The sequence below is a fragment of the Colwellia sp. D2M02 genome (assembly GCF_018860755.1).
In the GTDB taxonomy this organism is placed as follows: domain Bacteria; phylum Pseudomonadota; class Gammaproteobacteria; order Enterobacterales; family Alteromonadaceae; genus Colwellia; species Colwellia asteriadis.
The window spans coordinates 5,803-24,649 of sequence record NZ_JAHKPW010000050.1 but is presented as its reverse complement, the minus strand read 5'-3'; the positions used below and the strand labels follow the sequence as shown (position 1 = coordinate 24,649).

Below are 18,847 nucleotides of genomic sequence, written 5' to 3'. Positions count from 1 at the left end.
GGTCAACAGCCCCTAAACCCTATTGATAAAAGCAGAGAGTATTAAATGAAACAGAATAATTTAACTAAAGTAGCTTTAGTATGTGCAATGACAATACTAGCAAGCGCTTGTACGAAAAACTCTACATCAACAACAGCTCATCAGGTTAATAATGTGCCTTTATATCAAAGCACAGACTGGATTACTGATGGTGTATTTACGCAAGGCGTTGAAGGCCCAGCAGTAGCTCAAAATGGCACTTTATATGCGGTCAATTATCAGCAAGAAGGTACTATTGGTAAAGTTAGTGGGCAAAGCAACGCTGAGCTATTGGTTGCGTTACCTAATGGCTCAGTGGGTAATGGTATTCGTTTTGATAGCATTGGTAATATGTATATTGCCGATTATGTAAATCACAACGTCTTAAAAATAGCGGCACAAGATCTTGCCAATAATTCAGTATCGGCCGAAAAAGTACAAGTTTATGCCCATTCTGCACAAATGAATCAACCTAATGATATTGCCATTATGGCCAATGGTATTTTATTTGCTAGTGATCCTAATTGGGCAAATGGCTCGGGACAATTATGGCGTATTAACACCTCAAATTCAGCTCAGGGTAGTAGCCAAGGCGATAAACCACAAGGTGAAGCGGTATTACTTGAAGCGAATATGGGCACTACTAATGGCGTTGAAGTAAGCCCTGATAACAATACCCTGTATGTTAATGAAAGTGTGCAACGTAAGGTATGGCAGTACTCATTAACGCCACAAGGTGATATTGAACATAAAAAATTATTAATCAGTTTTGATGATTTTGGTTTAGATGGTATGAGAACCGACAAGCAAGGTAATTTATATATTGCACGTTATGGCAAAGGCGTTATTGCCATTGTTTCGCCACAAGGCGAATTATTACGTGAAGTGCAATTAACCGGTCAGCATCCAACTAATGTTGCCTTTGGCGGCAAAGATGGAAAAACGGTATTTGTAACCATGCAAAAACGCGGCGCCATTGAATCATTTCGTAGTGAATTTGCAGGGCGTGAGTTTATTGGCAACTAACTTCGCTTTGAGTGATTTTTATGCTTGTTATTAATATGTCTTGCGCCTATAATACGCGTCCTTAATTCAGCCTGAACTTTTGTTCCTTGCCTCAATACTGGTGTTGGCTGAGCCAGATTAAGAGGCTACAACCGTAAGGAGCTCGTAATGCGTCATTACGAAATCGTATTTATGGTTCACCCTGATCAGAGTGAACAAGTGTCTGGTATGATCCAGCGCTACACAGACTTGATCGATGCTGCTGAAGGCAAAATCCACCGTCTTGAAGACTGGGGCCGTCGTCAATTAGCATACCCAATCAATAAATTACATAAAGCACACTATGTTCTTATGAACATTGAAGCGCCACAGTCAGTTATTGATGAACTTGAAACTTCTTTCCGTTATAACGATGTTGTTATTCGTAACATGATCATGCGTACTAAAAACGCGGTAACTGAAGCATCACCTATGGCTGCTGCTAAAGAAGACCGTCGTGAAGTTAAAAATGATGCACCTGCGCAAGAAGCAACTGAAGGCTCTTCACAAGAGAAGTCTGAAGAAACTGCTAGCGAAGAATAGTCATTTGTGATGGCTCTCTCGTTGAGATTTTAATAGAGAATATCTATGCAAGACTCTCTTCCAGAGAATAACCTGGTGATGACAGGTGAAGTCGTGAAAGCGCCTAAACAGTCATCAAGCCCTGCAGGTATAGCACATAGCCAATTTTCAATAGACCATAAGTCTATTCAAAATGAAGGGGGTTTTAACCGCCAAGCTTTTGTGAGAATACAGGTGGTGGCAACAGGTGAATTATCACAGTTAACGCGTGAATTAGTTGCTGGTAGTATGGTGAAAGTGAGTGGTTTTATTAATCGTCACGAATCTAGAAACGGAAATCCGCTTTTAGTACTACATGCCCAGCAGATAGAAATGATTAATTAAGGATTTTTTACGCTATTTTTAGCATAAAAAAACCATATTAGGAGAACTCCATGTCTCGTTTTTTTAGACGTCGTAAGTTTTGCCGCTTCACAGCGGAAGGCGCAACTTCTATTGATTATAAAGATGTTGCAACTTTAAAAAACTATATCACTGAAAGTGGTAAAATTGTTCCTAGCCGTATCACTGGTACTGCTGCTAAATATCAACGTCAATTAACTCGTGCGATCAAACGCGCTCGTTACTTGTCATTGTTACCATACACCGACTTACATAAGTAAGCTAATAAGGGGTTTAAAATGGAAGTAATTCTTCTAGATAAAATCGCCAAATTAGGCGGCCTTGGTGACAAGGTAACTGTTAAATCTGGCTATGCTCGTAACTTCTTATTACCACAAGGTAAAGCAGTTTTTGCATCTCAAGCTAACGTTGAGCACTTTGAAGCTCGTCGTGCTGAAATTGAAGCTAACTTAGCTACAGTTTTAGCTGCTGCACAAGCACGTGCTGCTAAATTAGCAGAATTAGCTGAAGTTACAATCGCATCAAAATCTGGTGACGAAGGTAAATTATTCGGCTCTATTGGTACTCGTGATATCGCTGATGCGATCACTGAAGCTGGCGTAGAAGTTACTAAAGCTGAAGTACGTTTACCATTAGGTGCAATCCGCGAAACAGGTGAATTCGATATCGCTATTCACTTACACAACGATGTTGATACTAGCATCAAAGTTGTTGTTATCGCTGAAGCATAATAACGTTGTTATAGCGTAATGCTGTAACCAATGTTATTAATAAAAACCGCACTCTCTTTGAGATTGCGGTTTTTTTATGTGCGTTAATTTTATAGCAAGTTCATTATACTAACGCATTGCCTGTTATTTGACGTAAAGTGATTACCAAGCTGAACCCGCTTGAATATAAAATACCGTATCTTCTGGGCCCTTTGCTATATCTACGCCCATATTAAAACCATAACGTCTAGCAATAAGATAACGAAAGCCAAGGCCTTTACTGACTTTACTTTGGCTACTGGCTAAGTCAGAAAAATCATTACTGGCTTTACCTGCGCCCACAAAGGCATTAACTTCCCAGCGAAAGTTAATTTTATAAACTAACTCTAGCGCTGACATTGCAACGGATAATCCTTGATAACGGGCTGATGGAATACCGCGCATATCAATAGCCGGGGTTGCATAAGGCGGTAAAAAGTTATCTGAATTTGCATAATTGACTGCGACTCTAATGCCTGTTCGCCAATTTTTTGAGAGTTTAAAATAGTTGAGTGCAGTTAACTCTGTCAGTTGGTAATCAATATCTGAGCCTATTTTATCATCAAACCATAAGTGATTGAGTTCATATCGTAAGCCTTGTGTTGGTGAGAAAAAGTTATCTCTTGAGTCATACTCTAAGGTAAAGCCTGCACCTGAAGTTGCTACATCGCGTGTTAATAACTTACTGATGGATTCTTGCCACTGTGGGGGAATATTATCAATTAATTCGTTAGTGTTTTGGGGAGAAATACTGGCATTAATATATCGTTGAGTGGGGCCAAAATAAAACTTACTGTCACCTAATTTAAATTTTAGTGTTTGTAAAACACCGGTAGCTTGGGTGGTTATTTCTATTGGCTTGTTTAAATTCACATCACCAAAGCCATAAAAGTCTATATTAATATTCCCATAACCAATGCCACCTTTATAACGAATACGCCCTTGTTTGAAAAAGCCTAAATGGCCGCCACCAACAAAATAAGAGTCATTACCTGTATAAGCGCCAATAGCCGCTGAGACGCTTGGTGGCATAAGGTGAGCAGCTGCTGATTGGTTATTTTCATCTTGCATTGCTTTGAGTCGAGCACTGCGTTCTTCTTCACTTTCATGAAAGAATAAGCCCATCATACCTAAACCGCCTTCGACGGCCGGATCGGTAATAATAATAGGTACAGGGAGAAAGCCATAAGCATTTTCAGATAAATACTGTGAGGCGTCTAATTGATTATCTAATTTATCAAAAAATTGATCTGAAGCCGCAAATACTGGGCAAGCTAGTAATAATGCGGCAGCGATACTGTACTTACGATAGTTCACAATATTCTTCCTTTAGTTGTAAACTTAATTGCTAGGCTAGTGCTGATAGCGTATTGATTCAATATGTTAGGTGTTTTAAAGATCTTTAATTAATAACCTGAAATCTGTTACCGTCTGGAAGTCGTCGATAATATTCATTGCTTTTTTACTGTCAGGGTTGGCAACTGCCAATAAGTGCTTGATACCAAAACGCTTGGCTGAGTGTAATATGTCAATGCTATCGTCGATAAAGAGCGTTTTATCGTTGTTGAAATTTTGTTTGTGCTGTAAACGTTGCCAAAGGAGCTGTGACTCTTTGGTGACACCAAATTCATGGGTGGAATAAAGAACATCAAAATATTGATCAAGTTGAGTGCGCTCTATTTTTAATGATAACGCATCAGGATGAGCATTGGTTACCAGTACCACTTCACGACCGCTGGCTTTTAGCGCCATTAAAAAACTTTTGGCATCATCACGTAATTGAATTAAATGCTCTATTTCTCGTTTGAGCTCCTTAATGGGCATTGTTGTTTGAGCTTCCCAGTAATCTAAACAGTACCACTCAATAGTGCCGGCAACAGACTGGTAATGGGCCGCAAGTTTTTTTTGTGCGGCCTCGACTGAAATGCCCATTTTTTGGCTATAACGCAAAGGTAAATGTGTTAACCAAAAGTGGTTATCAAAATGTAAATCTAAAATGGTTCCGTCCATATCAATGAGAACGGTAGATATTTCTGACCAATTTAACAATTTAATGATTCCAAAAGAGTTATTTATCGTGTCATTATAGCGTTAACTTAACTGAATTATTCAATTATTGTATTGTGCTCATGATAGATAAAAATCAACTTCCAGAAATTACAGGAAAACGAACTGTTGCCAAAAGTGCACTTTTTAATATTGAACAAATCGATTTAACGTTCAGTAATGGTGAGAAACGGCAATACGAGCGTATGTTAGGATCTGGTCGCGGTGCGGTATTGATAGTACCTATGATTAATAAAAATACGATGGTATTAGTCAGAGAATATTGTGCTGGTACTCACAGTTACCAGTTAGGTTTTCCTAAAGGGTTGATCGATCCAGGTGAACAAGCTGAAAATGCGGCTAACCGTGAGTTGAAAGAAGAAATATTTTTTGGTGCAGATAAACTTTCATATGTTGCAGAGTTAATGATGGCTCCTGCTTTTTTTAACGCTAAAATGACCGTATTTTTAGCAGAAGGTTTATATGAATGTAAACTTGAGGGTGATGAGCCTGAGCCACTAGAAATAGTTGAGTGGCCTATCGCTGATTATAAAGGCTTATTGCAGCAAAATGATTTTACCGAAGCACGTAGTATTGCAGCCCTAATGTTAGTCATTGATAAATTCAGAGGTAATCATGAGTAATAACGAAAATATCCAAGATAAACTACTGAATGTCGCATTACAAAGTGCGAAAAAAGCAGGTGTTGAGGTAATGAAATATTACCGACAAGGTAACTATACCGCTGAATTAAAAGATGACGAAAGCCCAGTAACAAGTGCCGATATAGCCTCAAATGACGTTTTAATGGACCAACTAAGAACATTAACACCTGATATTCCAATTATATCTGAAGAGGTTGGCGCATTAGCATTAAGTGAGCGAAAAAACTGGTCGCGTTATTGGTTACTTGACCCTATTGACGGCACCGGTGAGTTTATTATTGGTAGTGGAGACTTCGCCGTAAATATTGCGTTAGTTGAAAATGGTCACCCGACCATTGGTGTTATTCATGCCCCTGATCACTGCTTAACTTATTACGGTCAAAAAGGTTTAGGATCTTTTAAAGATAATAGCCAAGCGAGTCATGCAATTCAGGTTGCTAATTTTGAAGAGAACCGAAAAATTAAAGTGGCTATTAGTCGTCGCCAGCAACTTGAACTTATGGGGCAATATCTTAATGAGCAATATAATTATGATTATATTGCTTTAGGTAGTTGCTCATTGAAAAACTGCCTAATTGCTGAAGGTGGAGCTGACTGCTATTTACGTGTTGGTGTTACTGGTGAATGGGATACTGGGGCAAGCCAATGTATTTTAGAGCAAGCAGGTGGTAATATTTTAGATAGCGAATTTCAACCACTGAGTTATAATCAACGTGAGAGCTTACTTAACCCTGACTTTGTTAGTTTAGGCTCTCGAGATTTTGCATGGCAAAGTATTATTAAAGCGCATAGACAACATTACTAATTAATTTTATGTTAACCAGCATTTTAAAACAGCATACCTTACACCATCAAGCAGGACATCGTCCGTGCTTCTTCAAGAGTATTGATCAAATTTAAATTTTTGATGGATAGCCATTGCTGCCATCAAAAATATCCTATTGTTATTTTCTGACACTTTGTCGCTATCCGTTGATCTAAGCTAATTCATCATCTATTTTTTTAAGTAGAATTTGAGTTGCTCATCCCCTATTAACGATGAACATATTAAAAATATGTCGATTGAACACAAAGCAAGAGGAAACAATATGACAACGCAAGTAACCACACTTTTTGACAACATTTGGCAACAATACCTGCAAGTTACGCCATCAGCTGAAAAAATTCACGCTTTATTAGGCAATGGTGCTGATGTGATTAACGATCATGTCGCGTATCGCACCTTTAACAATACTAAAGTGAATTTAGCGGCATTAGCTAAGCACTTATTAGCATTAGGCTATACCGAATGTGGTCAATATGACTTTGCAGCGAAAAAGCTTGATGCTAAGCACTTTGAACACCCTGATAGCACTATGCCTAAAGTTTTTATTAGTGAACTACGCGTTGAAGAATTTTCAGCACAAGCGCAACGTATTATTAATGACTTAGTTGCCCAACTACCTGATGATGTTAGTGACCGGGCTGACTTTTTATATTCAGGGCAATTATGGAACATTAGCTCAGCCGATTACCAAACCTTGTTAGCTGAAAGTGAATATGCAGCATGGCTTGCTGCATGGGGTTATCGTGCTAATCACTTTACGGTTAGCATTAATCACCTTGAACAATACGATGATATTCTAGAAGTCAATGCGGCGTTAAAAGCAGCGGGTTATCCACTAAATACTAATGGTGGTGAAGTGAAAGGCGATGAAGCAGTAAAGCTTGAACAATCATCAACGCTTGCTGACACAGCGCAAGTGCAATTTAGTGATACAACACTAGCCATCCCAAGCTGCTTTTATGAGTTTGCTAAACGTTATCCATTAGCAAATGGTGAGTTATACACCGGCTTTGTCGCCGCTTCAGCAGATAAAATATTTGATAGTACTAATGTTGCTAAATAACCTGAGAGCGGCTTAACATATGAAAAGAAGAAAACTATCAAGTTAGCGATTCAGAAAAGTAATTTGTTCTGATATTTTAATGTGTTAAATATCTCTTAAATCGGACTCAGGTTAAATAATCGTAACTGATTAGTTGTAGATGTTTGTTCAGTCTTTAAACCTACGGGAAGCTGCTCTTGTTAGCCTGTAGGTTTATCATTACCTGATAACCTACTTAACCTGATTTCGGCTTAACAAATGTTTCTCTAGTAGTTATTTTTCCTGATATTTCAATTTTTTAAATGTCTTTCAAACCGAGTTCAGGTTACTTAAATTCATCGTTATTTTGATGAGTAAACTCATCATGCTCACTTTCCGCTAGTTGCTGCATAAATTGTGCTTTAGGCAGTATATTTACACTTTCATAAAGCTCAGAATAAACGACTACCACGCTACCTTGCTTGAGCTGTTGTTTAACTTGTGTGATTTTTTGATCATTGTTTATATCAATATCCCCATTATCACCGCCCTCGCGCACAATAAACTCTTCGATAATGGCGGTTAGTGTTTCATCAGCAATTTGTTCGAATGGAATAATCATAATAGCCTGCATTAAAAAAGTGACGAAGCGCAGTATAACAAGTTCAGAGCAGGTAAGGGGGATATAAAGAAAGTTAAAAGCTAGAAGTTTGTATACCAGCTATTAACAAGAGCACTTATGCATAAAGCTGATATTAAACTAATTTATTGAAGAGTAGCCCTTTACGCTCTTCTTCATTTTTCTTATTGATAATTGCTGCTTGTAATAGTATTTCTGTTTGCTGCTGTTCGCTCGTTTGTGCAGCAAAATCAGTATCTTCAATACGTGAGCGAGAAGCGCTAACATTGACTACACTGGTTTCGTAACTACTAACTTGGCTAGCTAAACTATTACTACTTGCCCCTAGCTCACTTGCGCTAGTATTAACGATTTCTGCGGTATCTTGAATAGCGGTTTGTGTTGCTTGAGGATCACTAGCATCAAGACCACTGATAAAGTTCTCTTGGCCGAGCACATTACTTGCCACGGTGTTTATTTCTTCAGTGATTTGATTTAGCTCGTCTTGAATAGCACTGCTATCGTAAAGTGGGTTGCCTGATTGTACTGACAATACATTAGCGCGCTCTAAGCCTTCTGTTATGGCAGATAAGGCACCCGTTTTTACGGTATTAAGGTTAACTTGATCTTGTGCGTTAAAGCTTAACTGTTGATTGCCATTAATTTGGCTTGTTAGGCGGTTGGCTATTTGTAGCCCTGCGGCATCATCAGCAGCTTTATTGATACGTTTACCTGAAGCGAGTTTCTCACTTTGCTGCTCAGCTCGTTGATTTAAACGCTCAATAAAACTTAAGTTATTGTTTGATTGATTGATGCTAAGCATAAAAGATTACCTCTACTAAAGAGTTGACGATGTCAGTAATTATAGCAGAGGTCTGTATGAAATATAAACAGATAATCACCAAGAATAAGTGTCACTATTTTAGCTACTTGAGTATTTAAACCCGATTACACTATTTTTTATCGTTAACAATATGCGTAATAAAGTAATAAATGTAGTAAGCACAAATAGCTAATACAACCCCTAAGCCACCAAAAGAAAACATTACAATAGGGTCGTTAGTTAACATTGATAACAGATCCATAATAGGCTCCTAATTACTCGTAAATATAAAGTGAGGTAACAACAACGGCGTTGTTACTTTCCATATATCTAGTGTACTTAAGTCACCTAGTTAACTTGCTGATGTAGATCAATATATTGACTTGTTATCAGCCATTTTCGCTTTAATTTCTTGTTGGTCTAGTATTTTTTGATAAATTTCATTGGCTTTTTCACGACCGCGTTCAATTTTAAGTTTTGATAACGCTCGTTCATCAATTTTTCGGCTAGTTTCAGCGTCAGGGTAGCCATTCCATGAGGCAATGGTGTTCCATATATAAGACTGCTCAATACTTTTTTCGATGCCTTTGCCTTCGCTATATAGTAAGGCTAAATTGTATTGTGCTAAAGCGTAGTTCTGATCTGCAGCACTTTTATACCAACGAGAGGCTGCAAAATCGTCTTGCTTAACGCCTTCGCCAGTGGCATACATTACCGCTAAATTAAATTGAGCACTGGCTAAGCCTTTATAGGCAGCTTTACTGGTAAGCTCGAATGCTTTTTTTAAATCTTTTTTAACAAACTTTCCTTCAGTATAAAACAAGGCCAATTCAAATTGAGCATCGGGGTAATGTTGCTCGGCTGATAATGTTAATAACTCAATCGCTTTGGCAATATCTTTCGGCATGCCATAACCGTTTTTATGCATCATTGCCATTTGATATTGTGCAGGAGAGTAGCCTTCTTCAACCAGCGGGGTAAACTCGGCAATAGCCGCTTTAAATTCGCCTCTATTTAATTCATAAATACCCGCATCTAAATCAGCTCCTTGAGCTAATGTGGTAGTGCTAGCGAATAACGAGGTGCTAAAAAGCAATATTTTCAGTGTGTTATTCATAACTCATTCCTTTTAATCAATGGTTTATTATAGGGTATAGTACTCTATAGGTTAAAACGAGCGAAATTCATAGTTATGTTTGTTAATTGGCAGCAGACATTATTTCTTCAATTTCTTCTGCTAATTCTAGCCATACCATTTCATTTTCTTCAATATCGTTTTTTAAGCTAGCTTGGCGTTTTAGTTGTGTTGTTAATTCACTCTTTCGCTCTGCTTGATAAATATCACTATCACTCAATAGCGCTTCTACCTCGGCTAATTCTTTTTGCCAAGTTTGAATATCTTTTTCAAGCTTATCGGCTTTCTTTCTCAGTGGCGCAGATATTTTTCTAAGTTCGGCTTGTTGTTGGCGTAATTGCTTTTTATCAACCGTTTTTTCATTATTGCTATTGTTTTCAGTTTTGTTCGATTTTACTGTATCTTTTTTATCATCGTTTAACCATTGCTGGTAATCATCTATATCGCCACTGAAATCTTTTACGGTGCCGTTCGCGACTAAGTAAAACTCGTCAACACAAGACTCTAATAAAAATCTATCATGGGCAATCAGAATAATAGCGCCGCCAAAGTTTTGTAGTGCCATGACCAAGGCTTGGCGCATCTCTAAGTCTAAATGGTTAGTTGGTTCATCGAGTAATAATAATTGTGGCTTTTCTAGCACGATTAACGCTAGTACTAAACGTGCTTTTTCACCACCAGACATGGTTTTAACCTGACTTAGCGCTTGGTCACCACTAAAGCCAAATTTACCTAAAAAAGTACGTGCTTGTGGTTCGCCTAAGGTGGGTTTTGCGCGTAGGATATGATCAACAGGGCTAGATGGCGCATGCAGCTGTTCTAATTGATGTTGAGAAAAGTAACCAATTTTTAGCTCTTGTGCGCAGTAACGTTCGCCACTGAGTATTGCTAATTCACCTGCCAGTGATTTTATAAGCGTTGATTTACCTGCGCCATTTCGCCCAAGTAAGCCAATGCGACTACCAGGTACTAAAGTTAAACCAACATCGGCTAAAATAATTGCTTGTTCGCTTTTATCTGACTTAGCATAACCACACTGAGTTTCTTTTAGAGATAATAGCGGGTAGGGTAGGTTTTCAGGTTCTTCAAAGCTAAAAGTGAATTGACTATCGACATGCGCTGGCGCTAAATCAGGGAGTTTTTCTAAGCGTTTTAAGCGGCTTTGTGCCTGTTTCGCTTTACTGGCTTTTGCACGAAAACGATCAACAAAAGCCGTTAAATGAGCGGCTTCTTTTTGTTGGCGTTGATACTGTGCATCTTGCTGCGCCAAATGCTCAGCACGTTGGCGTTCAAAAGCGGTGTAATTGCCGCTATATAATTTCGCTTGTTGATGTTCAATATGCAAAATTTGCCCAATAACCGTATCAAGAAAGTCCCTATCATGAGAAATAAGTACTAAGGTACCAGTGAAGCGTTTTAACCAACGTTGTAGCCAAATAACGGCATCTAAGTCTAAATGGTTGGTTGGTTCATCAAGCAGTAATAAGTCAGCACGAGAGATTAACGCTTGTGCTAAGTTTAAGCGCATGCGCCAACCACCTGAAAAGTCTTTTACAGGGTTATTTAGCTGAGATTGTAAAAAACCTAAGCCATGAAGTAACTCACCAGCACGAGCCGGTAAACTGTAACCGTTGATCGTATCAATTTTATTAATAATAGTGGCTTCAAGGTTACCATTTTGAGTCGATCTAGCGTGTTCTAATTCTTGCTCTAATTGACGAAATTCTTTGTCGCCGTCCATGACATAATCAAGAGCTGATTGCTCTAAAGAAGGGGTTTCTTGCTTTACCGTGGCAACATCCCAGCTATTTGGCATTGATAAATCACCCGCATCTGGCGCTAAGTCGCCTAAGAGTGCGGCAAAAAGTGAAGACTTACCACAGCCGTTACTGCCCACTAAGCCTACTTTATGATTTGGATGAATAGTGAAGCTAGATGATTTTATTAGGTTTTTAGCCCCTCTATCTAAACTTAGGTCTGTTGCGGTAATCAATGGTAAGTCCTCAATATCTTATCGAAAGCAAAATGCGCATGCATTGTCCCTTTTCCTATAGCCACTATTCAAGGTAAAATAACCGATATTATTCATTTAACTTTAAGTTAAGCATTGTTATAGATGGCTAGCTTGAGTGAAAACTTAGTTAAAGAGAGCTATAGAGTTTATGACAAATCATAAAAAACGATTTATCGCTGGGGCGGTTTGCCCAAAATGTAAAGCGATGGACACCATGGCGTTAACTAAAGAAAATAGCGTTGAAAAAGTAACGTGTGTTAGTTGTGGTGAGCAAATGGTTCAACCTGAGGCGCAAGTGGCCAAGGCGGTTCGTCAGCACGAGCAAGTGATTGGTGTTTTTAATCCTGAATAATCGTTAATCGCCATTCAGGATTTTTAACTGCGTTATATTTAATAATGAGGTGGTGGCGGCTCTACTTCTTCTGTTTGTGAAGACGACAAGTTACCCGCATCTTTTAGGCGATTAGCCACTAATTGAATTTGCTGCTTAAGCTCAGCAATAGCATGTTGGTGAACAGCTAGCTCTTCGCTTAATTGATCAATAACATCATCTTGAAAAACATTACGTGACTCTAATGAGTCAACACGCTCTTCTAAGTCTTTAATATATTGGTTATTAGCGCTGTGTGCACTTAGTGTGATTTCGGCATTGGCCATGTTTCAGCGTATCCTGATGAGCTTATCGTTAATAAGGTGTTATTATCGCTAAATGCGATACTATACACAACAGCGCCGGTTGGTCTTTTCGCTTCTTTTGGTGTTACAAACCAATGGCTAAGTCGTTGACCTGTTTTGACATCCCAAACACTGACTTTACGTGAAGCTGCACCGGTAACTAAAGTTTTTCCGTCAGGAGAAAAGCGAACGCTGCTAAATACCTCTTGGCGTTTAGTTCCTTGTAGCGTGCTAATACGTTTACCTGTTTTTAAATCCCAAATGTATGCGCCTTTCATGCTATCAGCTGAAAAAGCGAAGCGAGCTTGTTCATCTAGCGCCACTTTAGATACTCGGGAGCTGTGGTTTAACTGGTAGATGACTTGTCCAGAAACAGTATCCCAAATATACGCAATAAAGTCGTTTCCCCCTGATATGGCAACTCTGCCATTAGGCAGCATATCGACACTATTAATCTTTTCTTTGTGCCCTAAAAACTCTAAGCGCCTGCCACTATCAATACTTACATGTACTACCGTACCGTTACTTTTCCCAATAAGTACGTAATCACCATTATTGGCAATAGCAATATCGCGAATATTGGACTCACGTACTTTCCAGTAACCCTCAGATTGCCCTGTAGTTAAGTTCCATAAAGCAAAGCTCTCCCTGTTGGCCGTTAATGCATGGCTACTGTTCTGGCTAATATCGATAGATAATACTAAGTTGTCACTGCTATTTTGTTCTTGCGCCCAATTATATAATCGCTGTTTGGTCTTGATATCCCAAACACTGACACCATGATGTATAGAAGAGACAATACTATATTTACCATCGTTGCTAATTTGGCCAGCATAAGCGCCGTCAACGGTCATTTTTAAACGAGCAAGCGGCTGCTGTGTAACAGGCTGGCAAGCCGTTAACATTATGGTAATTAACAGTAAACATGGTAAGTTACATTTAAACAAAATATTAATACTTTTTTATCTAGGTATTTATCGTTAGTATAAGTTCTTTTTTGAAATTGTTTAGTGTTAATATTCAAAAAACCTAAATACAACATTAGGTCATAATCCTAGTGGCTCATAATATACGGAGAAACAAATGAAATTTTTTAAGCCTACATTAGTAGCACTTGCCTTAGTTGCAGTTACTGGTTGTCAAGAAAAAGCAGTTGAAGAAGTAAAAGCACCAGTACTTGAAACAGAAATTCAAAAGCAAGCCTATGGTTTAGGTGCTTCAATTGGTATGTATATGGAGCGTAACCTAGTAGAGCATGACAAATTAGGCTTAACGTTAGATAAAGAGCTTATTACTAGAGGTTTTATTGACAGTATTGATGGTAAAGCATTAATTGAAAAAGAAGAAATTCAAGCATTATTAATGAACCTAGATGCAACCATGAAAGAAAAACAGCAAGAAGCGATTATCGCTGAAGCTGAAGCAGCGTTAGCAGAAGGCACCAAGTTTTTAGCTGAAAATGCTAAGAAAGAAGGCGTACAAGTAACTGAGTCAGGCATTCAATATGTTGTAGTTACTGAAGGCGAGGGTGATAAGCCAGCAGCAACAGATACCGTTAAAGTACATTACAAAGGTACTTTCTTAAACGGTGAAACATTCGATAGTTCATACGATCGTAATGAGCCTGCTGTTTTCCCACTTAACCGTGTTATTAAAGGTTGGACTGAAGGTGTACAATTAATGTCTGTTGGTTCAAAGTATACCTTTACTATTCCATCAGATTTAGCTTACGGCCCAAATGGTAACCCACCACGTATTCCAGGTAACTCTGTGCTTCAGTTTGAAATTGAATTATTAGAAATTCAACAGGAAGAAGCTGCACCACAGGTAGGCGATCAAGCCGCACAATAACAATAACTTGTTATAAAGTTTTTAGAGCCACGAGTGATTTCATTCGTGGCTTTTTGTTTTGTTGCGCTTAAGGTATTTACGCTCGCGTTGAGCTTTTATTAAGCGCAAGCTATTATGCTTAGCTGCAGTATTTTTTATTAGATAATAAGGATGTTAGAAATGAAAAAAAGTGTGCTATTGGCAATATCAATAATGTTAATGATAACCTCAGCGTTTATTGCTAATGCGAAGATTTATCAGTGGACAGATAAAGACGGAAAAAAACATTTTGGTGATAAGCCACCAGCCGAAGAGAAAGTCGTAGTACTGAGTGAACAACAGATTAATGCACGAGGTAGCAGCTACACTAAAGAGCCATCAAGTCTTGTTGAGGGTGATATCTATCGAAATAGATTGAGCGACACCGTGGTGATGTATACCACATCAAGTTGTGGTTATTGTGCCAAAGCTCGAAAACACTTTGCTGCCCATAACATTAAGTATGTTGAAAAAAACATTGATAAATCGACGCGCTATAAACATGAATTTAAGCAAATTAAAGGTAAAGGTGTTCCGTTAATATTTATGGGGGAGTATCAAATGTCTGGTTTTAGTGTTGCTGGCTTTACGCGTAAATATGAGCAGTTTATGAAGAACGCGTCAGTGAACAGCTAACTTATTTTAGCGTCGTAAGCATCTCGCTAAAAGGTAGTTTTGTTAATTCTTCTTTAAGCTTCAATATATAATTAATTTTTTTAACCTGAGTTCAGGTTAGTTGTTAAATTCAGGTGTAAAATAAAATACGATGATGAAAAAACTCCTTATTATTGGCTACGTATGGCCAGAGCCAAATTCATCAGCGGCTGGTAGTCGCATGATGCAACTAATTGAAGCATTCAAACAGCAAAACTATCAAATCACTTTTACCAGTCCCGCTCAGCAAAGCGAGCATATGGTTGACCTGCCTAGTTTAAATATTGATATTGCCAATATTGAACTCAACAATAGTAGTTTTGATGATTTTATTAAAGCGTTACAGCCTGATGCTGTGATGTATGATCGCTTTATGATGGAAGAGCAATTTGGTTGGCGTGTTAATGAGCACTGCCCACAAGCATTACGTATTCTTGATACTGAAGACCTCTTTAGTTTACGTGATGCGCGCCACAAAGCTTATAAGCAAGGAGTGGCGATGACTGATAATGATTTATTATCGTCTGAGCTAGCAAAAAGAGAAATCGCCGCTATTTTTCGCTGTGATTTAAGCTTAATGATTTCACAATATGAAATGGAGTTACTACCACGGTTATTTAATGTACCTAGTCAGTTACTGCATTATTGCCCTTTTATGTTTACTGAGCAGCAATTGAATCAAGGTAATCCTTGTTTTGATGAACGTGATGGTTTCATGGTGATAGGTAACTTCAGGCACGCGCCGAATTGGGATGCGGTATTGTGGTTAAAACAACAAGTATGGCCACTTATTAGAAAACAGCTACCTGATGTTAATTTGTCGGTTTATGGTGCTTATCCACCGCCCAAAGCCACTGATTTACACGATATTAAGTCAGGTTTTTTAGTAAAGGGCTGGGTTGATGATGCAGTACAAGCAATGCAATCAGCGCGAGTATGCTTAGCACCGCTGCGCTTTGGCGCAGGTATCAAAGGAAAATTAGCAGAAGCTATGATGTGTGCAACGCCTTCAGTGACCACAGATATTGGCGCAGAAAGCATGGAAACAGCAAATGATTGGGCGGGTATTATTGCTAATGATCCTCAAACTATTGCTGATGCTGCAGTCGAGTTATATCAAGACAAAAATCGCTGGCAATTGGCAAGTAATCTTGGGCCCATTAATGCGAGGTTACTGTATCAACAAGCGGCAATAATGAGCAACTTCAACTTGCGCTTATCACAATTAATTGAAAATTTAGCGCAAGAGCGGCAACAAAACTTTATTGGCGGCATGCTTAATCATCATCACCATAAAAGCACGCGTTACATGTCACAGTGGATAGAGGTTAAAACCCAGCTAAAGGCGTTAACGGATTTTGAAAGTTCGAGTGAAAGTGATACCTAAAATGATACCTGATATGAAACTTATTTTTTACTAAAGTGAAGCCTCTAATACTTTTTGTAGGCGCTTTGCTGCCAGCAGCAGTTGTTGTTCCATAATGGGTAAGTGCACTTGCTGATAATTATCAGTGAGCACTACTGTTTTTCGTGGTTGTACGCAGCGTTTATTACTTGCTTCGCCTGCGCTGTCAAGCTGACAGTATTGAAAACTATTTTTTCGCACTAGCTGATAACTTTGATCAGCCCATAGCCATACTTGTGCAGGTTGATAAGCTGGTGTACTTTTCTTATGCCACTGCGCCGCTAATAAACTTAGCCATTGCACGTAAGTGCGTTGCGACTGAGCCAAAATACAACTGTCCCAATACCAATGTAAGTTTGTGCATTGCTTTTGCTTAGCAAGCTTGATCTTGTTTCCTCCTAAGTCGCTGGCGTAGCTTACATGTAGGGGTTGATGAATATCACCCAGCCAATGCCCCAAAAAGAGTAATGCTTGTGTTTTTTGCCAGGAAACATCTAAGTGTTGTAATTTATTTTGGTGGTACAAAATAGCTTGCGGTAGGCAATTTTTATCACAGCTATTAGCAATTACGTTAGTGTTACTTCTTGGTAGATTCATATAATGCCAAGCATTATATTGCTGGTAGCTATCTTGTTTTTTTATAGCATCTGCCCAAGTACACGCTTTAGCAAAGGTTATTTCATCACTTTCTTTTGTGTGGTTATAGCGGTTAATGCGGCGTTGTTCTTTGGCAGGAATAAATGCGAGCAATTGTTTTATTCGCTGTTGTTTACTCTCAGGTAAGTGTTCAAAAGCTAATTGACAAACTAATTGATGACCTAGCTTAGCCAGAGCAAAGCTAGGTTGAGCATAGACCAAACAAAGTAAGAGTAGTGCTTTAATAACGTGTTTAGTCATAAACTTATCCGTTAATTAATCAACAAAAATCTGCATTTCTTCGCCAATTTGTTTACGCATTTCCATGAGTTTGACTGCGGTTGAATGCTGCTTTTTATCAGCTTCAGTTTTTGGCACCCATTGTGGAACGCTCTCTGATTGACCGTTTTGATCAACCGCGACCATTATAACAATACAATGAGTAGTTAAGCGGCGATTAAGCGATTTTGGATCGCAAGCATTTACTTCAAGGGCAATATGCATTGAAGAGTTTCCAGTATAAATAACCTTAGCCTCAACCTCTACTAAGCTACCAACATGAATGGGCGCAACAAAACGAATGCCACCGGCATAAGCGGTAACGCAGTAGCGGCCACTCCAGCCAGCTGCACAGGCATAAGCAGCTAAATCTATCCATTTCATTACGGCGCCACCGTGTACTTTACCACCAAAATTAACATCTTGAGGCTCGGCTAAAAATCTAAGGGTTATATCGCGTTGCGGTTGGCTCATGGTCTGATCTGCATATTATCAATAATTATCATAATGCTAGCAGATAAAACGACAAGTGTCGCAATGCTTATACTGGAGAAGGTAATTTGTTTTATTTATTTATCAGGGCGTGATTACATTTGCTGATTAAGTGAGCAGTTAAATAAAAAATAATAACAACTATTTCTTTACATAAAACTTTACTTTAAATAAAATGATAACCATTATCATTTGTGTTTGGTTGTTGTGAATGGAAATATGGCAAGCGTTATTACAAAGAGCAAATTATAGCTTTAATCATAATTTATGGGCTCAAGCAGAAGAATATTATCATCAAGCAATTGAATGCTTAGAGGAAAAGTGGCGCGATGATATTGAAAATGTAGCGTTGTTACAGGCATGGGTAGGAGCTTTTCATCATTTAGCTATTTTATATGAAGAGCAAAGTAAACCTAGAATAGCGTTTCGTTATTTACAAATACCGCATCAACGTATGACAGAGATCTCACAGCATCCTGCTTATAGTGATGAGTTTCAATTTATTGCTTTACGATTTCTAAAGAGCACGTTAACACCTTTATTGGAATTCAGTAAAAAGCATCCGGCTTGTGACAGCTGTTTGGCTTCATTACAAAAAATAGCCGTTGAGGTTGCAGCGAGACAACCGATACTACATTAGCTAAAAGTGGCTTGCGCAATGTTTGAGGTTATCGCACGTCAATAACATTATTTATATATAACAGGAGTTAGATAAATATGAATGCAACGAAATTATTTATTAGCGTACTTATTTTTTTGAGCAGCGCTACTGTTTTAGCACATTCTGGCCATGATCATAATGCTGCTAATTCAACCTTAATTCATTTGTTATGGCTAGCACCGGTTATTGTTGTGATGGCAGCGATGAGTTACCGAAAGATAAAAGCGACTAAGTCAGACAAAAATCATTAGTTAACCTGAACTCGGCTTAAGAGATATTTAACAAATTGAAA

General features: G+C 38.5%; 25 protein-coding genes. 14 read left to right on the top strand and 11 right to left on the bottom strand.

From position 1 onward, the window contains the following. Nucleotides 1-45 precede the first annotated feature (45 nt). The 5 genes from KO495_RS08130 to rplI all read left to right on the top strand — a co-directional run bounded on the left by KO495_RS08130 (nt 46) and on the right by rplI (nt 2,717). Nucleotides 46-1,044, top strand: coding sequence for an SMP-30/gluconolactonase/LRE family protein (locus tag KO495_RS08130; protein ID WP_252738875.1), 999 nt, complete (start codon nt 46-48; stop codon nt 1,042-1,044). Nucleotides 1,045-1,191: 147 nt separating this feature from the next. Then, nucleotides 1,192-1,605, top strand: coding sequence for a 30S ribosomal protein S6 (gene rpsF, locus KO495_RS08125; protein WP_215979907.1), 414 nt, complete (start codon nt 1,192-1,194; stop codon nt 1,603-1,605). Between the two features lie 45 nt (nt 1,606-1,650). Then, nucleotides 1,651-1,968: a primosomal replication protein N gene (priB, locus tag KO495_RS08120; protein ID WP_215979906.1), complete on the top strand. Its 318-nt coding sequence runs from the start codon at nt 1,651-1,653 to the stop codon at nt 1,966-1,968. 50 nt (nt 1,969-2,018) lie between these two features. Continuing rightward, nucleotides 2,019-2,246: a 30S ribosomal protein S18 gene (rpsR, locus tag KO495_RS08115; RefSeq protein WP_019029522.1), complete on the top strand. Its 228-nt coding sequence runs from the start codon at nt 2,019-2,021 to the stop codon at nt 2,244-2,246. An 18-nt stretch (nt 2,247-2,264) separates the two neighbouring features. Next, nucleotides 2,265-2,717 (top strand): 50S ribosomal protein L9, encoded by a 453-nt coding sequence (gene rplI, locus KO495_RS08110; protein WP_215979905.1) that lies wholly within the window; start codon nt 2,265-2,267, stop codon nt 2,715-2,717. A gap of 141 nt (nt 2,718-2,858) precedes the next feature. On the opposite strand, the gene KO495_RS08105 is transcribed toward rplI, so the two are convergent. Both KO495_RS08105 and yrfG read right to left on the bottom strand, forming a co-directional pair. Further along, nucleotides 2,859-4,052: a BamA/TamA family outer membrane protein gene (locus KO495_RS08105; RefSeq protein WP_215979904.1), complete on the bottom strand. Its 1,194-nt coding sequence runs from the start codon at nt 4,050-4,052 to the stop codon at nt 2,859-2,861. A 75-nt stretch (nt 4,053-4,127) separates the two neighbouring features. Further along, nucleotides 4,128-4,790, bottom strand: a complete 663-nt coding sequence (gene yrfG, locus KO495_RS08100; protein WP_215979958.1) for a GMP/IMP nucleotidase — start codon at nt 4,788-4,790, stop codon at nt 4,128-4,130. A gap of 74 nt (nt 4,791-4,864) precedes the next feature. Between yrfG and nudE the strand changes: the two genes are divergently transcribed. From nudE to KO495_RS08085, 3 genes are all read left to right on the top strand, one after another. Then, nucleotides 4,865-5,425 (top strand): ADP compounds hydrolase NudE, encoded by a 561-nt coding sequence (nudE, locus tag KO495_RS08095; protein ID WP_215979903.1) that lies wholly within the window; start codon nt 4,865-4,867, stop codon nt 5,423-5,425. After that, the gene (gene cysQ, locus KO495_RS08090; RefSeq protein ID WP_215979902.1) at nt 5,418-6,251 is read left to right on the top strand and encodes a 3'(2'),5'-bisphosphate nucleotidase CysQ; all 834 of its coding nucleotides are present in this window, start codon (nt 5,418-5,420) and stop codon (nt 6,249-6,251) included. The genes nudE and cysQ overlap by 8 nt, the downstream gene beginning before the upstream one ends. 283 nt (nt 6,252-6,534) lie before the next feature. Next, on the top strand, nt 6,535-7,335 hold the full coding sequence (locus KO495_RS08085; protein ID WP_215979901.1) for a DUF1338 domain-containing protein: 801 nt from the start codon (nt 6,535-6,537) through the stop codon (nt 7,333-7,335). Nucleotides 7,336-7,639: 304 nt separating this feature from the next. On the opposite strand, the gene KO495_RS08080 is transcribed toward KO495_RS08085, so the two are convergent. From KO495_RS08080 to KO495_RS08060, 5 genes are all read right to left on the bottom strand, one after another. Beyond that, entirely contained in the window at nt 7,640-7,915 is a 276-nt protein-coding gene (locus KO495_RS08080) for a YheU family protein (RefSeq protein WP_215979900.1), read from the bottom strand. Between the two features lie 133 nt (nt 7,916-8,048). After that, nucleotides 8,049-8,735 carry a flagellin gene (locus tag KO495_RS08075; protein ID WP_215979899.1) on the bottom strand — a complete coding sequence of 229 codons (687 nt, stop codon included), beginning with the start codon at nt 8,733-8,735 and terminating at the stop codon, nt 8,049-8,051. A gap of 130 nt (nt 8,736-8,865) precedes the next feature. Continuing rightward, the gene (locus KO495_RS08070) at nt 8,866-8,997 is read right to left on the bottom strand and encodes a DUF3149 domain-containing protein (RefSeq protein WP_215979898.1); all 132 of its coding nucleotides are present in this window, start codon (nt 8,995-8,997) and stop codon (nt 8,866-8,868) included. A gap of 108 nt (nt 8,998-9,105) precedes the next feature. After that, complete coding sequence (locus tag KO495_RS08065; protein ID WP_215979897.1) at nt 9,106-9,852, bottom strand: tetratricopeptide repeat protein; 747 nt, start codon at nt 9,850-9,852, stop codon at nt 9,106-9,108. A gap of 82 nt (nt 9,853-9,934) precedes the next feature. Then, nucleotides 9,935-11,863 (bottom strand): ATP-binding cassette domain-containing protein, encoded by a 1,929-nt coding sequence (locus KO495_RS08060; RefSeq protein ID WP_215979896.1) that lies wholly within the window; start codon nt 11,861-11,863, stop codon nt 9,935-9,937. A 169-nt stretch (nt 11,864-12,032) separates the two neighbouring features. On the opposite strand from KO495_RS08060, the gene KO495_RS08055 reads away from it, so the two are divergent. Further along, complete coding sequence (locus KO495_RS08055) at nt 12,033-12,236, top strand: YheV family putative zinc ribbon protein (protein ID WP_215979895.1); 204 nt, start codon at nt 12,033-12,035, stop codon at nt 12,234-12,236. Nucleotides 12,237-12,274: 38 nt separating this feature from the next. Here KO495_RS08055 and KO495_RS08050 read toward each other — a convergent pair whose 3' ends face one another. Together KO495_RS08050 and KO495_RS08045 are read right to left on the bottom strand one after the other, a co-directional pair. Beyond that, nucleotides 12,275-12,541: a SlyX family protein gene (locus tag KO495_RS08050; RefSeq protein ID WP_215979894.1), complete on the bottom strand. Its 267-nt coding sequence runs from the start codon at nt 12,539-12,541 to the stop codon at nt 12,275-12,277. Next, a complete protein-coding gene (locus KO495_RS08045) occupies nt 12,517-13,506 on the bottom strand; it encodes a PQQ-binding-like beta-propeller repeat protein (protein WP_252738873.1) in 990 nt (329 codons plus the stop codon). The genes KO495_RS08050 and KO495_RS08045 overlap by 25 nt, the downstream gene beginning before the upstream one ends. 136 nt (nt 13,507-13,642) lie before the next feature. Between KO495_RS08045 and KO495_RS08040 the strand changes: the two genes are divergently transcribed. From KO495_RS08040 to KO495_RS08030, 3 genes are all read left to right on the top strand, one after another. Next, the gene (locus KO495_RS08040; protein ID WP_215979893.1) at nt 13,643-14,410 is read left to right on the top strand and encodes an FKBP-type peptidyl-prolyl cis-trans isomerase; all 768 of its coding nucleotides are present in this window, start codon (nt 13,643-13,645) and stop codon (nt 14,408-14,410) included. A gap of 159 nt (nt 14,411-14,569) precedes the next feature. Beyond that, the gene (locus KO495_RS08035) at nt 14,570-15,064 is read left to right on the top strand and encodes a glutaredoxin family protein (protein WP_215979892.1); all 495 of its coding nucleotides are present in this window, start codon (nt 14,570-14,572) and stop codon (nt 15,062-15,064) included. Between the two features lie 133 nt (nt 15,065-15,197). Beyond that, nucleotides 15,198-16,469, top strand: coding sequence for a glycosyltransferase (locus KO495_RS08030; RefSeq protein ID WP_215979956.1), 1,272 nt, complete (start codon nt 15,198-15,200; stop codon nt 16,467-16,469). Nucleotides 16,470-16,499: 30 nt separating this feature from the next. On the opposite strand, the gene KO495_RS08025 is transcribed toward KO495_RS08030, so the two are convergent. Next, nucleotides 16,500-17,384 carry a S1/P1 nuclease gene (locus KO495_RS08025; RefSeq protein ID WP_215979891.1) on the bottom strand — a complete coding sequence of 295 codons (885 nt, stop codon included), beginning with the start codon at nt 17,382-17,384 and terminating at the stop codon, nt 16,500-16,502. A 15-nt stretch (nt 17,385-17,399) separates the two neighbouring features. Next, entirely contained in the window at nt 17,400-17,876 is a 477-nt protein-coding gene (locus KO495_RS08020; protein WP_215979890.1) for an acyl-CoA thioesterase, read from the bottom strand. A gap of 229 nt (nt 17,877-18,105) precedes the next feature. Between KO495_RS08020 and KO495_RS08015 the strand changes: the two genes are divergently transcribed. Both KO495_RS08015 and KO495_RS08010 read left to right on the top strand, forming a co-directional pair. Further along, nucleotides 18,106-18,534, top strand: coding sequence for a hypothetical protein (locus KO495_RS08015; protein ID WP_215979889.1), 429 nt, complete (start codon nt 18,106-18,108; stop codon nt 18,532-18,534). A gap of 77 nt (nt 18,535-18,611) precedes the next feature. Further along, on the top strand, nt 18,612-18,806 hold the full coding sequence (locus KO495_RS08010; protein ID WP_215979888.1) for a hypothetical protein: 195 nt from the start codon (nt 18,612-18,614) through the stop codon (nt 18,804-18,806). Nucleotides 18,807-18,847: the final 41 nt, after the last annotated feature.

What these genes read in the sequence shown, in the direction of transcription:
- priB (WP_215979906.1), top strand. Translation starts at nt 1,651, where the DNA reads ATGCAAGACTCTCTTCCAGAGAATAACCTGGTGATGACAGGTGAAGTC.
- KO495_RS08040 (WP_215979893.1), top strand. Translation starts at nt 13,643, where the DNA reads ATGAAATTTTTTAAGCCTACATTAGTAGCACTTGCCTTAGTTGCAGTT.
- KO495_RS08025 (WP_215979891.1), bottom strand. Translation starts at nt 17,384, where the DNA reads ATGACTAAACACGTTATTAAAGCACTACTCTTACTTTGTTTGGTCTAT.
- KO495_RS08055 (WP_215979895.1), top strand. Translation starts at nt 12,033, where the DNA reads ATGACAAATCATAAAAAACGATTTATCGCTGGGGCGGTTTGCCCAAAA.
- rpsF (WP_215979907.1), top strand. Translation starts at nt 1,192, where the DNA reads ATGCGTCATTACGAAATCGTATTTATGGTTCACCCTGATCAGAGTGAA.
- KO495_RS08010 (WP_215979888.1), top strand. Translation starts at nt 18,612, where the DNA reads ATGAATGCAACGAAATTATTTATTAGCGTACTTATTTTTTTGAGCAGC.
- nudE (WP_215979903.1), top strand. Translation starts at nt 4,865, where the DNA reads ATGATAGATAAAAATCAACTTCCAGAAATTACAGGAAAACGAACTGTT.
- KO495_RS08020 (WP_215979890.1), bottom strand. Translation starts at nt 17,876, where the DNA reads ATGAGCCAACCGCAACGCGATATAACCCTTAGATTTTTAGCCGAGCCT.
- KO495_RS08130 (WP_252738875.1), top strand. Translation starts at nt 46, where the DNA reads ATGAAACAGAATAATTTAACTAAAGTAGCTTTAGTATGTGCAATGACA.
- KO495_RS08050 (WP_215979894.1), bottom strand. Translation starts at nt 12,541, where the DNA reads ATGGCCAATGCCGAAATCACACTAAGTGCACACAGCGCTAATAACCAA.
- KO495_RS08030 (WP_215979956.1), top strand. Translation starts at nt 15,198, where the DNA reads ATGAAAAAACTCCTTATTATTGGCTACGTATGGCCAGAGCCAAATTCA.
- KO495_RS08015 (WP_215979889.1), top strand. Translation starts at nt 18,106, where the DNA reads ATGGAAATATGGCAAGCGTTATTACAAAGAGCAAATTATAGCTTTAAT.
- KO495_RS08070 (WP_215979898.1), bottom strand. Translation starts at nt 8,997, where the DNA reads ATGGATCTGTTATCAATGTTAACTAACGACCCTATTGTAATGTTTTCT.
- rpsR (WP_019029522.1), top strand. Translation starts at nt 2,019, where the DNA reads ATGTCTCGTTTTTTTAGACGTCGTAAGTTTTGCCGCTTCACAGCGGAA.
- KO495_RS08085 (WP_215979901.1), top strand. Translation starts at nt 6,535, where the DNA reads ATGACAACGCAAGTAACCACACTTTTTGACAACATTTGGCAACAATAC.
- KO495_RS08075 (WP_215979899.1), bottom strand. Translation starts at nt 8,735, where the DNA reads ATGCTTAGCATCAATCAATCAAACAATAACTTAAGTTTTATTGAGCGT.
- KO495_RS08080 (WP_215979900.1), bottom strand. Translation starts at nt 7,915, where the DNA reads ATGATTATTCCATTCGAACAAATTGCTGATGAAACACTAACCGCCATT.
- KO495_RS08065 (WP_215979897.1), bottom strand. Translation starts at nt 9,852, where the DNA reads ATGAATAACACACTGAAAATATTGCTTTTTAGCACCTCGTTATTCGCT.
- cysQ (WP_215979902.1), top strand. Translation starts at nt 5,418, where the DNA reads ATGAGTAATAACGAAAATATCCAAGATAAACTACTGAATGTCGCATTA.
- KO495_RS08035 (WP_215979892.1), top strand. Translation starts at nt 14,570, where the DNA reads ATGAAAAAAAGTGTGCTATTGGCAATATCAATAATGTTAATGATAACC.
- rplI (WP_215979905.1), top strand. Translation starts at nt 2,265, where the DNA reads ATGGAAGTAATTCTTCTAGATAAAATCGCCAAATTAGGCGGCCTTGGT.